15 protein-coding genes and 2 pseudogenes are annotated in these 13,037 nt (G+C 39.4%); 4 read left to right on the top strand and 13 right to left on the bottom strand.

All coding sequences use genetic code 11. From position 1 onward, the window contains the following. Positions 1–16 precede the first annotated feature (16 nt). The 3 genes from pflB (at position 17) to F9B85_RS10260 (ending at position 3,927) form a co-directional block, all read left to right on the top strand. Positions 17–2,248, top strand: a complete 2,232-nt coding sequence (pflB, locus tag F9B85_RS10270; protein WP_151620597.1) for a formate C-acetyltransferase — start codon at positions 17–19, stop codon at positions 2,246–2,248. Further along, a complete protein-coding gene (gene pflA, locus F9B85_RS10265; protein ID WP_151620595.1) occupies positions 2,235–2,975 on the top strand; it encodes a pyruvate formate-lyase-activating protein in 741 nt (246 codons plus the stop codon). Before pflB ends, pflA begins: the two co-directional genes overlap by 14 nt. An 85-nt stretch (positions 2,976–3,060) precedes the next feature. Then, positions 3,061–3,927, top strand: coding sequence for a universal stress protein (locus tag F9B85_RS10260; RefSeq protein ID WP_151620593.1), 867 nt, complete (start codon positions 3,061–3,063; stop codon positions 3,925–3,927). A gap of 102 nt (positions 3,928–4,029) precedes the next feature. Here the strand turns inward: F9B85_RS10260 and F9B85_RS10255 are convergent, their stop codons facing one another. Further along, the gene (locus tag F9B85_RS10255; RefSeq protein WP_151620591.1) at positions 4,030–4,599 is read right to left on the bottom strand and encodes a hypothetical protein; all 570 of its coding nucleotides are present in this window, start codon (positions 4,597–4,599) and stop codon (positions 4,030–4,032) included. 271 nt (positions 4,600–4,870) lie between these two features. Between F9B85_RS10255 and F9B85_RS10250 the strand changes: the two genes are divergently transcribed. Beyond that, the gene (locus F9B85_RS10250; protein WP_151620589.1) at positions 4,871–5,584 is read left to right on the top strand and encodes a YetF domain-containing protein; all 714 of its coding nucleotides are present in this window, start codon (positions 4,871–4,873) and stop codon (positions 5,582–5,584) included. 226 nt (positions 5,585–5,810) lie between these two features. Here F9B85_RS10250 and F9B85_RS10245 read toward each other — a convergent pair whose 3' ends face one another. The 12 genes and pseudogenes from F9B85_RS10245 to F9B85_RS10195 form a co-directional block, all read right to left on the bottom strand. Next, positions 5,811–7,001 carry a pyridoxal phosphate-dependent aminotransferase gene (locus tag F9B85_RS10245; protein WP_151620587.1) on the bottom strand — a complete coding sequence of 397 codons (1,191 nt, stop codon included), beginning with the start codon at positions 6,999–7,001 and terminating at the stop codon, positions 5,811–5,813. A 234-nt stretch (positions 7,002–7,235) separates the two neighbouring features. Further along, positions 7,236–9,320, bottom strand: a complete 2,085-nt coding sequence (locus F9B85_RS10240; protein ID WP_151620584.1) for a thioredoxin domain-containing protein — start codon at positions 9,318–9,320, stop codon at positions 7,236–7,238. 559 nt (positions 9,321–9,879) lie between these two features. After that, the gene (locus F9B85_RS10235) at positions 9,880–10,128 is read right to left on the bottom strand and encodes a hypothetical protein (RefSeq protein WP_151620582.1); all 249 of its coding nucleotides are present in this window, start codon (positions 10,126–10,128) and stop codon (positions 9,880–9,882) included. After that, positions 10,125–10,346, bottom strand: coding sequence for a type II toxin-antitoxin system HicB family antitoxin (locus F9B85_RS10230; RefSeq protein ID WP_151620580.1), 222 nt, complete (start codon positions 10,344–10,346; stop codon positions 10,125–10,127). The genes F9B85_RS10235 and F9B85_RS10230 overlap by 4 nt, the downstream gene beginning before the upstream one ends. 182 nt (positions 10,347–10,528) lie before the next feature. Continuing rightward, positions 10,529–10,699 (bottom strand): annotated as a pseudogene (locus tag F9B85_RS10225) (DUF255 domain-containing protein); the annotation flags it as partial. A gap of 88 nt (positions 10,700–10,787) precedes the next feature. Further along, positions 10,788–11,294, bottom strand: coding sequence for a GNAT family N-acetyltransferase (locus tag F9B85_RS10220; RefSeq protein WP_151620578.1), 507 nt, complete (start codon positions 11,292–11,294; stop codon positions 10,788–10,790). Then, positions 11,278–11,442, bottom strand: coding sequence for a hypothetical protein (locus F9B85_RS14410; RefSeq protein WP_170270411.1), 165 nt, complete (start codon positions 11,440–11,442; stop codon positions 11,278–11,280). The genes F9B85_RS10220 and F9B85_RS14410 overlap by 17 nt, the downstream gene beginning before the upstream one ends. Before the next feature lie 16 nt (positions 11,443–11,458). Then, positions 11,459–11,767, bottom strand: coding sequence for a nucleotidyltransferase domain-containing protein (locus F9B85_RS10215; RefSeq protein WP_151620576.1), 309 nt, complete (start codon positions 11,765–11,767; stop codon positions 11,459–11,461). Then, the gene (locus F9B85_RS15040) at positions 11,746–11,871 is read right to left on the bottom strand and encodes a HEPN domain-containing protein (RefSeq protein ID WP_423245056.1); all 126 of its coding nucleotides are present in this window, start codon (positions 11,869–11,871) and stop codon (positions 11,746–11,748) included. Before F9B85_RS15040 ends, F9B85_RS10215 begins: the two co-directional genes overlap by 22 nt. A 247-nt stretch (positions 11,872–12,118) precedes the next feature. Then, a complete protein-coding gene (locus F9B85_RS10205; RefSeq protein ID WP_151620572.1) occupies positions 12,119–12,472 on the bottom strand; it encodes a HepT-like ribonuclease domain-containing protein in 354 nt (117 codons plus the stop codon). Continuing rightward, on the bottom strand, positions 12,453–12,755 hold the full coding sequence (locus F9B85_RS10200; protein ID WP_151620569.1) for a nucleotidyltransferase family protein: 303 nt from the start codon (positions 12,753–12,755) through the stop codon (positions 12,453–12,455). The genes F9B85_RS10205 and F9B85_RS10200 overlap by 20 nt, the downstream gene beginning before the upstream one ends. Positions 12,756–12,914: 159 nt before the next feature. Continuing rightward, positions 12,915–13,037, bottom strand: a pseudogene (locus tag F9B85_RS10195) (DUF255 domain-containing protein); the annotation flags it as partial.

Genomic DNA, 13,037 nt, shown 5'->3' with positions numbered 1-13,037 from the left:
AGGAGGTAGGCACATCATGGAAAAAGCATGGAATGAATTCAAAGGTTGCAAATGGAAAAGAGAAAGCGATGTCCGGGCATTTATTCAAGACAACTATACTCCTTATTACGGTGATAGTGAATTTCTAACAGAGCCTACAGAAAGAACAAAAGCTCTTTTTGCAAAAGTTCAAGAAAAAATGAAAACAGAGCGCCAACGCGGTGGCGTCTATGATGTTGATACGAACACAGTAAGTACTATTACATCTCATAAAGCTGGTTATATAGATCAAGAAAAAGAATTGATTGTAGGCTTGCAAACAGATCAAATGCTAAAGCGCTCTGTGATGCCTTTTGCTGGCATTCGCATGGTCAAGCAATCTTGTGAAGCTTATGGTTACGAACTTAACCCAGAGATAGAACGTATTTTTACTGAATATCGAACCACCCATAATCAGGCAGTTATGGATGCTTATACACCAGAGATGCGCTTAGCTAGAAGAACAGGCTTAATTACAGGACTACCTGATGCTTATGGTCGCGGTCGGATAATTGGTGATTATAGACGAGTAGCTCTCTACGGTGTAGAACGCCTAATCGAATTCAAAAAAGAAGAGCTATCTACAGTAGGCCAGACTGTTATGGATGAAGAAAGCACTCGCTTACGTGAAGAGCTTAAGAGTCAGATCAAAGCTCTACAAGATCTGGTCACCATGGCTAATTCTTATGGCTTTAACATTCGTCGTCCTGCCGAAGACAGCCGTGAAGCCATTCAATGGCTTTATTTTGCCTATCTCGGTGCAGTAAAAGAACAAAATGGCGCGGCCATGAGCATTGGACGTATTTCTACCTTTTTGGATATATACATGGAGCGGGATCTTCAACAAGGAGCTTACACAGAACAAGAACTGCAGGAAATGATGGATGACTTTATCATTAAACTGCGCCTAGTACGTTTTCTCCGTCCACCTGCTTATAATGAACTCTTTAGCGGTGACCCTACTTGGATAACAGAGAGTATAGGCGGCATGGGGATAGACGGCCGCACCTTAGTAACCAAAAACTCCTACCGCATTCTGCAAAGTTTACAGAACTTAGGGCCTGCACCAGAGCCGAACTTGACAGTGCTCTGGTCCGAAAAACTACCACTACCATTTAAGCGCTTTTGTGCTCACTTATCTGCTTCCACATCAGCAATTCAGTATGAAAATGATGATTTAATGCGACCCTATTGGGGAGACGATTATGGAATTGCCTGCTGTGTTTCTGCTATGCCCATAGGCAAGCAGATGCAGTTTTTTGGAGCTCGCGCTAACTTAGCCAAAGCACTACTTTATGCTATCAACGGTGGTAAAGATGAAATGACAGGCGAGCAAGTTAGTCCACACTTTGCTCCTATTACATCAGATCTTCTGAATTATGACGAAGTAATGGAACGTTTTGATAATTTCATGGACTGGATGGCTCGACTTTATATGGACATGCTTAACATCATCCACTTCATGCACGATAAATATGCTTACGAAAGCTTGCAGATGGCTCTTCATGATCGTGATATATTGCGGACCATGGCTTGTGGTTTTGCGGGCTTCTCCGTCGTAGTGGACTCCTTGTCAGCCATTAAGCATGCTAAAGTTTCTGTACTTCGCAATTCAGCAGGTTTAGCTGTAGACTATAAGATTGAAGGCGATTACCCTGCCTATGGCAATGATGATCTAAGAGCCGATCAGATAGCTGTTGATATGGTAAAAGGTTTCATGAAAAAACTGCGCAGTTGCCAAAGTTATCGCAAGTCAGTACCAACGCAAAGTATACTAACTATCACATCTAATGTGGTTTACGGTAAAATGACAGGAAATACACCTGATGGACGCAGAGCTGGCGAAGCTTTTGCACCTGGTGCTAACCCCATGAGCGGCCGTGATCGAAAAGGCGTGCTAGCTGTAATGAACTCCCTAGCTAAATTACCTTACGAACACAGCCAAGATGGCATTTCCTATACTTTCTCTATCATTCCTCAGACCTTAGGAAGCACAGAAAAAGAAAGAAGCAATCATCTTGTGGCTCTCTTAGACGGATATTTTCAACAAGGAGGACATCACATCAACGTTAACGTCATAGATCGTGATAAGTTGATTGAAGCGATGGAACAGCCGGAGAAACATCCGCAACTAACTATCCGAGTATCTGGCTATGCTGTTAATTTTATTAAGCTCACTAGAGAACAGCAACTTGATGTGATTCAACGAACTTTTCATGAAAAGTTTTAAAGAAACAACAGGCCAAGTGCATTCTGTCGAGACTTTTGGCACAGTTGATGGACCTGGCATTCGTTATATACTTTTTCTTGCTGGTTGCCCCCTGCGATGTATATATTGTCACAACAGCGATACTTGGGATTACACAATCGGTGAGACAAGAACAGTTTCAGAAGTTTTTGAAGATCTTTTACGATATAAAGCCTACTACGATCGAGCCGGAGGCGGGATCACCCTCTCCGGTGGTGAACCTACCTTACAGCCTTATTTTTTAGCAGAGCTCTTTCAACGCTGTCAAATAGAAGGAATCCATACTTGCCTTGATACATCAGGCTTTTGCGATCTAGAAAAAGCACAACTTTTTTTGCCTCATACGAACCTAGTGCTACTTGATCTCAAGCATATGGATGGCCCTAGACATCAAGAGATCACAGGCGTCTTACCTGATAAGACTTTTGCTTTTGCCCATTACTTGGCAGAGAAGAAAATCCCGACCTGGATTCGCTATGTGCTAGTACCTGGTTATACAGATGCAACAGAAGATATAGAAAAGTTATGTCTTTTTGTGAAAAAGTTAAATAATGTAGAGCGAATCACCTTTTTACCCTTTCATCAACTAGGCAGTGCGAAACGTAAGACTCTTAATATTGCAGATCCCTTACAAGATCTACAAAGCCCTAGTAAGGAAAGTATCGAAATAGCGCGAAATATTGCTCGGAAGCATAATTTAGTAACATAAAATTATAAAAAAACTAACACATTCTTGACGCAATTGGCAGAATAATTTACCATTATTATTAAGAAAATAAGAAGGGGGAGTAGCTATGCTAGAGAAAGTGCTGTTATGCACAGACTTATCCCCACCATCAGACAAGCTAGTACAGTTTGTTGCAAGCCTGGGGAATGTAGGCGTAAAGGAAGTAATCTTAGCCCATATACTTAGCACTGGCCAGCATCCTGCACTAGACTTGGCAGTACCAGAAAACATTATCAAAAAGCTTGAACAGCAGAAAAGAATTTTAGAGAATAAGGGTTTGCAAGTTTCTATAGAAGTTAGCTTTGGAATACCCTCTGCAGAACTTAAGAATCTAGCGGAGAAAAAGGACGTTTCAGCAATTGTAATTGGATCTCATGGCAAAGGTATTTTCAAAAAATTAGCCATCGGCAGTGTTTCCTCAGAAGTACTACAGAATACATCAATTCCTTGCTTGTTTATCCCTATTGCACTTGTGGATACAGAAGAATGCTACCAATTGCCTTGTGAAAGCCTTTTTTCTAAAATTCTATATTGTACAGATTTTTCTACAGCAGGAAAACAATCATTCATAGAACTGAAAAAAATTGGCCAAGAGAGAGACCTTTCCGTAACTATTTTACACGTACAAGATAGAAGCCTTGTAGAAACGTATTACTGGCAAAAAATCGATGATGTTGCTGAAGAAATTTTTGAGGAATTGAAGCAACAAAAAAGTGAACTAGATGATGCAGGGCTTAAAGATGTACATATCAAGCTTAGTTATGGTTTTCCGAAAGAAACAATCATAGAAAGACTACAGAATGAGGAATATTCTCTTCTCCTTATGGGTAGTCAAGGAAAAGGATATATTGAAGAACTTTTCTTGGGCAGTGTTAGTTACAGCGTTGTGAGAAAATCACCTGTGCCAGTGCTCCTAGTACCACCGAAAAGATAAAGCATAATAAATAGAGAAAAACGAAGAAATAAAAAAAGAAAGAAAAAGAAAGCTTTTCCTAAAAGAAAAGGCTTTCTTTTTCTTTTTTTAATATGAAGCACTCTAGGAGTTTACAAGCAACCGCTGTAAAGGACTATGCAGGGAGATCCACTTTCTTAATTTGCTAAGAGGGATATAGACCTCTTTACCCTTCAGGAACAAAACGAGGGTGTTAAAAGAAATGTAATAATCACCGTCTTCATCGAAATGCTTCTTTTCTTTTAATAGAAAAAAAGATTGGAATATTTCCTCGAGAGCTTTTTCCGTTGAAAGTAACTTACTAATCTTTAACTTTTCACCTGTGTTTAAATCGAAAGTAATAGATTTTAGCTGGCTTTCTGCTTGCTCAATATCAGGCTTATGAAAAAAAAATTCTTGACTTAGGCTGAGCAAATATCTCGTATTGAGGTTAACTTTATATCTTCCAGTAATCATGACGGGGTCTTCGTCCTGGCCATAACTCTGGCTTTCGATTGTTTGGTGAACTAGATGCTTAATTTGCTCATTTACTGACTCTTCTATTGAATAATCGGTAAAGTTTCCGAGTCGAGGATGAGTCAAGTCGAGACGAGGACCGGTTATTTTTTGACTAATTACCTTAGGGTCACAAGGTGCTTCGTAAAGATAAATCATCACTGATCTCTCCTTTTGATGATTGGAGAATAAAGCAGAGAGAAAAAAGATACCTAATCCATTTTATGTAAAAAATATAAGCTTGGAACTATTGTTTTCCGAACTATCCCTAATGCTGTCATAAAGAGTCGCCACTAGAGAGATAATTCTTTTAGCGACATTCTTATGTCTGCGACGACTACGATGCGTCCTCGGCGTAAGTACTGTCTAGTGTAAAAAAGTATGTTAGAAACACTCAGACAAAGATTAGCGTGAAGAGAGCAGGGGTATATTGGAAGAATTTATCAAAGTAGTTTGGAAATCTATTGCTGTATTTTTAATTTTAATTATCTTAAGTCGAGTGATTGGTAAGAAATTATTATCCCAGTTGACTTTCTTTGATTTTGTAATTGCTATCGTTATGGGAACAGTAGCTGGTGCTTTTATTGTCACAGAAGTGGAAGGACGCTGGGTTCTGCTAAGTCCTCTGATTTTGACGATCAGCACTCTTGCTCTAAGTTTTCTGACTACAAGTAGTTTAGCGGCTCGCAAAGTGTTAGAAGGAGAGCCAGTTGTAGTAATTCAAAACGGAAAAATCATGGATCACAACATGCTTAAACTACGTCTCCATCTTGATGATCTGGAAATGCAACTGCGAGAAAAAGGTGTTTTTGATATTCGTGAAGTGGAGTTTGCTATTTTTGAGCCTCACGGCTTTTTGAGTGTCTTGAAAAAATCACAACACCAAGCCGTAACAATGAAAGATTTAGGCTTTGATACGGCTTACAAAGGTTTAGCAACGGAAATTATAAAAGACGGCGATGTACTAGAGCAGAATTTGAAGCAGAACAACCTTACTTTTAGCTGGCTTTATGACGAACTGCGGCGAAGAAAGATAGAACGTATCTCCGATGTTTTCTATGCTAGCTTAGAAAGCGATGGAACTCTTTATGTAGACTTGTATGATGATAAGCTAGATTATGTTCATAAAGTTGAAGATTCGTAATCCTCTACTTTGAAAAAACTTCACCAAGCAAGAAGTTGAACAAAGTTAGCAACTTAATAAAACCTTCGTTTATAAGGGGTAAAACGAAGTTAAAAGAATCAAAAAGAATCTAAAAGGAGCTCTCCACGTGAGGAGAGCTCCTTTTAGGCATATTAATTAGCTATGGCTATGCAATCACATTGACTGATTCTGAGTACTTCAATAGATAACTAAAGTAAAGCTTTGCTTAGCTAGTTAGACCTAGCTCTTTTGCCAATGCTGTAAAGGCTGGCAAGGAGCGTTCAATCATTTCTTTGTCAACGCAGTAGGAGATGCGGAAGTATCCAGGCTGTCCAAATCCACTGCCAGGTACAAGGAGGATGTTGTGCTTTTGAGCCGCTTCTACGAAGTCAATATCTTTTTCCAGTGGTGACTTCGGGAAGAGGTAAAAAGCGCCATCAGGCTTCACCATTTCAAAACCAATGGAAGTAAGATGATTATAGAGCATGTCCCGGCGCTCTTGATAAGCTTGAACGTCTACAGTCTCTCTTTGTAAACCTGCCACGAGGCGTTGCATCAGTGCTGGTGCATTGACGAAGCCTAAGATACGGTTGCAGAAGACGAGGCCATCAACTAAGAGAGCGACTTGATCAATCTGGGGATTCACTGCAATATAGCCAATGCGTTCACCTGGTAAAGCTAAGTCTTTACTATGTGATGTTACCACAATGCTATTGCGAATGTGGCCGAGAACTGGTGGTACTTTCACATCGTCATAGACAATTTTAGCATAAGGCTCATCAGAGATTACATAAATGGTGCGACCATATTGAGCACCTTTTCTCTCCACTAATTCATGTAGCTTGTCGAGACTGTCGCTATTGTAGACGACACCAGTCGGATTGTTAGGAGAATTGATAATAATCGCTTTAGTCTTATCAGTAATCGCTTTTTCAATTGCTTCTAGATCAAGCTGAAAATCTTCTCTACTCTGTACAACTACAGGCAAGCCGCCGTGATTGGTAATATAAAACTTATACTCGACAAAAAAAGGTGCCGAGATAATTACTTCGTCATCCTGATCAAGGATGGCTTTGAAGATAACATTCAATCCGCCGCCAGCGCCCACAGTCATAATTACGTGCTCAGCTGTTAAGTCCTCGCCACTATCTTCTTGCAATACTTTGGCAATGGCCGCCCTCGTTTCTGGATAACCTGCATTGCTCATATAGCGATGCATGCCTGGTACAGGCGCATTGGCGATTTCTTTTAAAGTTTTATGAAAAGCTTGTGGTGGCTCGTCAGTGGGGTTACCTAAGGTAAAATCGTAGACTTTATCAGCTCCATGAAGAGCTTTTAAGCGTCCACCTTCTTCGAACATCTTACGAATCCAAGAGGATTGAGATAATTGATTCTCAATCTTTTTTGCGATAGGAATATTAATCGCCCCTTTCCATCACTATTCCTATCTATTGTAGAGCTTGTCGCATCTTGGCACAACTATAAAATCTCTTTTCAAAAGTCATCTTTTTCATCAACAGTTCAACATCTATAAACTCAAATTGTAGGCAAGTAACTCAAGTCAAGATTAGAGTTGCAAGAAGAGAGTCATCAAAAAGAGAGACGCTAAGAAGAGAGTATAAGTTAATGGAAGTGGAATTAGATGAAGCTATCAATGAAGCTCTAGAAACTCTTTAACCTCTTCCATATTAGTCGTAGGTTGCTGACAAGCAAAGTCGCGGCAGACATAGAAAGTAAGATTATGATTGAGTGGTTTCATATCTCGCACAAAGGGAGCTACATCCTCTAAGCCTTTATACTCAGCTCCTGCAAAACGGTAAAGAAAGACAGTCTCCGGCAAAAACTGTTGTTCTAAAGATTTTAGGCTTTCACGTACTTCTTCAATATCTTTATCGGCTACAACAACTATTTCGTTGTTAGGCGTAAAAGAGAAGAAGAGAGCCATTAAAGAATAAGAGTGTCCCGCTGGAAGAGCAGAGATTTGTGCTGAAAAAGCATTTAGCAGATCAAGAGCCTGTTCCTCCCACGCGGTATCTCCAGTTAACCGAGCAAGGCGCAGTAAATTAAGAGCCGATACGGAATTACCTGAAGGAGTTGCACCATCATAGATTTCTTTTGGTCGAGCTAGCAATTCTTCAGCATCACTGCCATAGAAGTAAAAGCCACTGTCTTCAGTATCCCAGAACAACTTAGTTTGTTCTTTTTGTAGATTAATTGCTTTCAGGAGATAGTCGGACTTCTTGCTACTATGGTAAAGCTCGAGGAGAGACCAGATTAGACAAGCATAATCATCAAGATAGCCCAAATGAGCCGCTTCTCCATCGCGATACCGAGCTAGGAGACGACCATTTTCATTACGCAAGTTATCCCAGATAAATTGAAATGCCTTTTCTGCCGCTGAGAGATATTGACTGTCTTGCAAGACTCGAGCGCCCATAGCTAGGGCCGCAATCATCATACCGTTCCAAGAAGTTAAGATTTTGTCATCTTTATAAGGATGAACTCTTTTTTCGCGCAGTGCCCAGAGTGTTTGTTGAGCCTCGAAAAGCTTTTCTTTCCAATCTTCTTCACTATAAGGATGAGAAAAAGGAACTTGATTAGCGTAAACGCGATTTAAGATGTTATAACCTTCGAAGTTACCTTTTTCAGTGACGCCATAATATTGACAGAAAAGCTCACCCATTTCATTTCCTAATGCTTCTTTGATCTCTTGAGGTGTCCAGACGTAGAATTTTCCCTCTACACCTTCAGAATCAGCATCTTCGGCTGAATAGAAGCCCCCTTTGCGATCAGTCATATCTCGAAGTACATAACTGAAGATATCTCGTGCTACTTGAGCGTACTCTTCTTTCCCCGTTGCCTGATAGCATTCGAGATAAGCAATAGCAAGCAAAGCGTTGTCATAAAGCATTTTTTCAAAGTGAGGAACAAGCCATTTATCATCCGTTGAATAGCGAGAAAAGCCGTAACCAAGGTGATCATAGATGCCACCGGCATGCATGGATTGAAGCGTTTTTTCTACCATATCTAGTGCTTCTTTTTCTCGGCCATACTTCCAGTAGCGAAGTAAGAAAGTAAGATTTTGCGGCGTAGGAAATTTTGGTGCATGACCAAAACCACCATAGCGCTTGTCAAACTGATGCTTCAACCACTGATAGCCCTCGCGAAGTGCTTCCGCTCTTAGTTCATCATGAGAGCGTGCGGAAACATCTTTTTGAAGTCTTTCAGCCGACTTGGTTCCGATTTTTTCCAAGCTGGGGCGATCATTCTGCCACTTTTCTTGAATCACCGTCAGAATATCCATTAAGCCAGGACGGCCATGCTTGCTATGCTTAGGATAGTAAGTACCTACGAAGAAAGGTTTTTTTTCTGGTGTTAAGATAGCTGTTAAAGGCCAACCACCCTGTCCTGTCATGGATTGACAGACAGTCATGTAGATATGATCCACATCAGGGCGCTCTTCGCGATCCACTTTGACAGCAATGTAATGCTCTTTCAAGAGAACTGCCACTTCCTCGTCTTCAAAAGACTCTCTTTCCATAACATGACACCAGTGGCATGTAGAATAACCTATAGAGAGGAAGATGGGCTTGTCTTCTTTTTTCGCTTTTTCAAAAGCTTCTTCGCCCCATTGGTACCAGTCCACAGGATTGTAAGCATGCTGTAGGAGATAGGGGCTTTTGGAGTGGATGAGGCTGTTTGGTCTGCGATTATGGGGGTTTTGGGTTAGGGTCATATGAAGTAAGACCTCCTAACACAGAGTAACACAGAGGGACGGTTCCTCTGTGCACTTGTTTTTTCTTAGTATGTACAAAAAAGGAAGATCTAGAGCCTTCTCAAAAGAATCAAGCTTTTTGTCTTATCATTTTTTAGCTTTGGGCACCTAATGAAAAGAAAACAAAAAAGCTGAAAGCCCTTCTTAGCTTTCAGCTTACTAATAAATACAACGCCACGGTGAAACACCATGGCGTTTTCATGCAAAAGGATCTTCGGCAGGGTGGCTCTTCCTGCATCTCCTAACACCTTTCGATGGGCGGCGGCTACCTGTTCCGCACCTCAAAGATTCTTCTGCAATTAAAAATATATTCAAATTCTATTGATATAATAGCAGTCTTTTTCCTGGTTCGCAAACATTTAATTTAGGCGAATTCATGCAGAAAAATAGCTAAAGAGCTTGATTTTGAGATAAGCCTTTCCATTGAAACAAGCCCTCTGTTTTCGCTACCATTTCCTTGCATCTATCCTTAGAATTCGCAAATTCATCAATATCTTTCAATACACTTATTTTCATTGCATTAATGATGCTGATAAAACCATTCTTCAAATTCATGGAACGAAACATCTAAATCTTTGGCGATTGCTTCAACCAGGGAAGGTGAATATTTTCGTGTGGTCCCATGTTTAATATGTATCGTAAATGGCTTACCAGAACGGTTGAGTCCAAGCCATTTATTGTTTCTAAATTTTAATGAACCAGGCAAAGTAAAGTGTTTCAAAAAGGCTTCTAATTCGTTCTTACGTAACTCTCTAAATTTAGGGCTCATAGGCTAACCTCAAGAATTCGTACGTCGTCATTTGCGTCTATATCTTGAAAAACCTTTTGCTCACCAAATGCTTCGATCAATTCTTGAATAGATTCTCTTAAATTATTCAAAGCTTCCTCTGGTGTATGACCCGTAGCTATTGCACGCACAGGTTCACATCGAGCCATAAATTCATTATCATTAATTTTTTTGATCGTGACGGGAAGCTTATAACTCATAATACTTCACTCCCAAAACTATTTAAACCTATTTCACTTTTCATACTCTACCAATTCAAGCCAATGGTGCACCTGATATTGTTTCTCCACTCTATCACGTTACCTCTTCTAAATGCAAACTATTTTAACAAAAAAATGAAATTATTACCATGTTCTTTGAAGAATATTTAGTTGAGTTTACCGACATGGCACCAGTGACAAGTCGAATAACCTATACTTAGAAAAAACTGGTTTATCTTCCCTTTTTGCTTTTTCAAAAGCTTCATTGCTCCATTGATACCAGTCCACAGGATTGTAAGCGTGCGTAGGAGATAAGGGCTTTTGGAATGGAGCAGGGGGGAGGTTAGGGTCATGTATGTCAAGACCTCCTAAAAAAACGTACAGATCTAGTATGTACAAGAAAGAAAGCCTTACAGCCCTGTTAAATTTAAGTTTGCTTTTTCAAGGATTATCAAACAGCCTATTTAGACTTTCTTCGTCAAACAAATCCAAGCACATCCAAACAGTAACCATTGAAGGATTTTCCAAATACGATCTATCGACGACGAAGAAACCTCTATCTTGATACCAGCTGATTAAGCGCAGATCATCATCTTTTAAGGCCTCTAAAAAAATATACCTTTCATTCGTAACATGGGCCAGATAAATGATTTTCTCTACGATTTCTCGACCAATTCCTAATTTTTGAACTGTATCAGAGACGGCCAAATAGTGAACAATCATAACTTGCCTATTGACAATTTTAATTGTATCTCTAGAAAGAGTAAAAAAGCCAACCATATCAGTTCCTCTATATACAACGGAGGTACTTCTATGCTTGGCATAAAAATCATATAGTGCTGTCGTTCGTAGATATTGATTAATGCTTTCATTGCCACAATCAGATGTAGTGACAGGCCTTTCGTTGGAAATTCTTTCAAAAACTAACTCACTAGGTTTTTGATACATAACGTTCACCTAGCTTTTTAACAAGCCTTTCTTGGATCTTTTTCTCTCTTTGAAGAAATGCTTTTGCAGCTTCGGGGCTCATTTTAGGTTTTTCATCGTTCGTGAAGATGTTGATGCGAAAGGAATCTTTGTTTTTTTCACTTTTCATGATCTTCAAATCCTTTCTAGGCACAATATAGGATTTGACCGTTCTTCAAAATTTCCTCAAGAAATCCACTTTTGTCGTTACCTTCTTCTAATAAAATCGGTTCGATTCTATCATCTATGTCCCTTCTTAATTTATAAAGCAGGGCTTCCATTTCTAAGAAATCATCATCGATTGTATCAACTATTACAGCTATATCAATATCGCTTTCTTCTTTCCAATTACCTTTTACATAGGAACAATATAAAACAACTTTTATTGGCTTAATTATTTCACTTACTAAGTTGGCATAGTCAGTTGCTTTTATTAAAGCTTGGCTCTTATCCATTGAAACAAACCTTCCGTTTCCTCTATTATTTTTTTGCATCTTTCCTTAGACAATGACTTTAACAATTTGTCTTTTGCAGTCGGATATCTTGCTTCTATGTTCAATGGTTCAAGTAAATCAATAATGTCTTTTTGTTGATCATCAAAGCATTCATAGATGCCTAGTTTTTTCGCCAATTACAGTAAGGTTATGTGTGTGTAGAGGATTATCAGTATAGCCGATTGAGAGTAACACAGAGGGATGGTTCCTCTGTGCACTTGTTTTTTCTTAGTATGCACAAAAAAGGAAGCCTTACAGCCAAGAAGTGATAAAAGCCTGTGAATGCAGTTCAGTTCATCATTCACAGGCTCTCTACTCTATCTGTCTTTCGTTTAACAAGCATACTAGATTTTTCTTTAATTCTGGAATGTTATAGACATAAGTATCCCAGACAATATCAAGGTCAACACCGAAGTATTCGTGGATAAGCATATTACGCATTGATATAATCATGGACCAAGGAATCGTAGTATGTCGTTGTTGAAATTCACGAGAAACTTTATTTGCAGCTTCACCGATAATCTCTAGTCGGCGAATTACAGCATCTTGTAGCTGTGTTGACTGATAGAACTCTTCTTGGGAGATTATTTGAAGGTAAGATTCAATTTTTTCAATTGAATCAAGCATATGAACAAGATAGATACGATCACGCTGATTTATTATCATAGATCACCCTCTTTTCTTTGTCAACAATATCTCGAAGGAAAGGGGAGAGTCCTTTTATCGTTACAACATCGACGTCGCGACCAAATTCATCTTTTAATTCTTCAATTAACTTGCAAAAATCAAACATAGACTTCCTTGCGTTAGGGGCATATTCAATTAACAAATCAATATCGCTATTTTCGGTTTCTTCTCCACGGGCGAAGGAGCCAAAAATAAAAGCTTGTACAACGCCATAACGAGAAAAGATAGGACCTGCTTTTTTTTGTATGAGTCCTAGATTCATGTTTGTTCACCTCAAGACCGTTATTAAGAAATCAACAGGCGCGGTTTTCTTGCTTGTCCACATCATCATGCTCCCTTCCTAGAGTATTATAGCGAAAAAATGAAAAAATTACCATATTCTTTTAGAGGTTATTTAGTTGACTTGATCTATATGTCATCAGTGATAAGTGCTATAGCCGATAGAGAGGAAGATGGGCTTATCTTCTTTTTTCGCTTTTTCAAAAGCTTCTTCGCCCCATTGGTACCAGTCCACAGGATTGTAAGCATGCTGTAGGAGATAGGG

This window comes from Heliorestis acidaminivorans, assembly GCF_008933955.1.
Classification (GTDB): Bacteria; Bacillota; Desulfitobacteriia; order Heliobacteriales; family Heliobacteriaceae; genus Heliorestis; species Heliorestis acidaminivorans.
Note: the sequence above shows the minus strand (reverse complement) of the source record. Positions and strands in the feature narration are given on the sequence as shown.

Coding starts and splice junctions, on each gene's coding strand:
- pflB (WP_151620597.1), top strand. CDS start 17: ATGGAAAAAGCATGGAATGAATTCAAAGGTTGCAAATGGAAAAGAGAA.
- pflA (WP_151620595.1), top strand. CDS start 2,235: ATGAAAAGTTTTAAAGAAACAACAGGCCAAGTGCATTCTGTCGAGACT.
- F9B85_RS10260 (WP_151620593.1), top strand. CDS start 3,061: ATGCTAGAGAAAGTGCTGTTATGCACAGACTTATCCCCACCATCAGAC.
- F9B85_RS10255 (WP_151620591.1), bottom strand. CDS start 4,599: ATGATTTATCTTTACGAAGCACCTTGTGACCCTAAGGTAATTAGTCAA.
- F9B85_RS10240 (WP_151620584.1), bottom strand. CDS start 9,320: ATGACCCTAACCCAAAACCCCCATAATCGCAGACCAAACAGCCTCATC.
- F9B85_RS10235 (WP_151620582.1), bottom strand. CDS start 10,128: ATGAGCCCTAAATTTAGAGAGTTACGTAAGAACGAATTAGAAGCCTTT.
- F9B85_RS10230 (WP_151620580.1), bottom strand. CDS start 10,346: ATGAGTTATAAGCTTCCCGTCACGATCAAAAAAATTAATGATAATGAA.
- F9B85_RS10220 (WP_151620578.1), bottom strand. CDS start 11,294: ATGTATCAAAAACCTAGTGAGTTAGTTTTTGAAAGAATTTCCAACGAA.
- F9B85_RS14410 (WP_170270411.1), bottom strand. CDS start 11,442: ATGAAAAGTGAAAAAAACAAAGATTCCTTTCGCATCAACATCTTCACG.
- F9B85_RS10215 (WP_151620576.1), bottom strand. CDS start 11,767: ATGGATAAGAGCCAAGCTTTAATAAAAGCAACTGACTATGCCAACTTA.
- F9B85_RS10205 (WP_151620572.1), bottom strand. CDS start 12,472: ATGATAATAAATCAGCGTGATCGTATCTATCTTGTTCATATGCTTGAT.
- F9B85_RS10200 (WP_151620569.1), bottom strand. CDS start 12,755: ATGAATCTAGGACTCATACAAAAAAAAGCAGGTCCTATCTTTTCTCGT.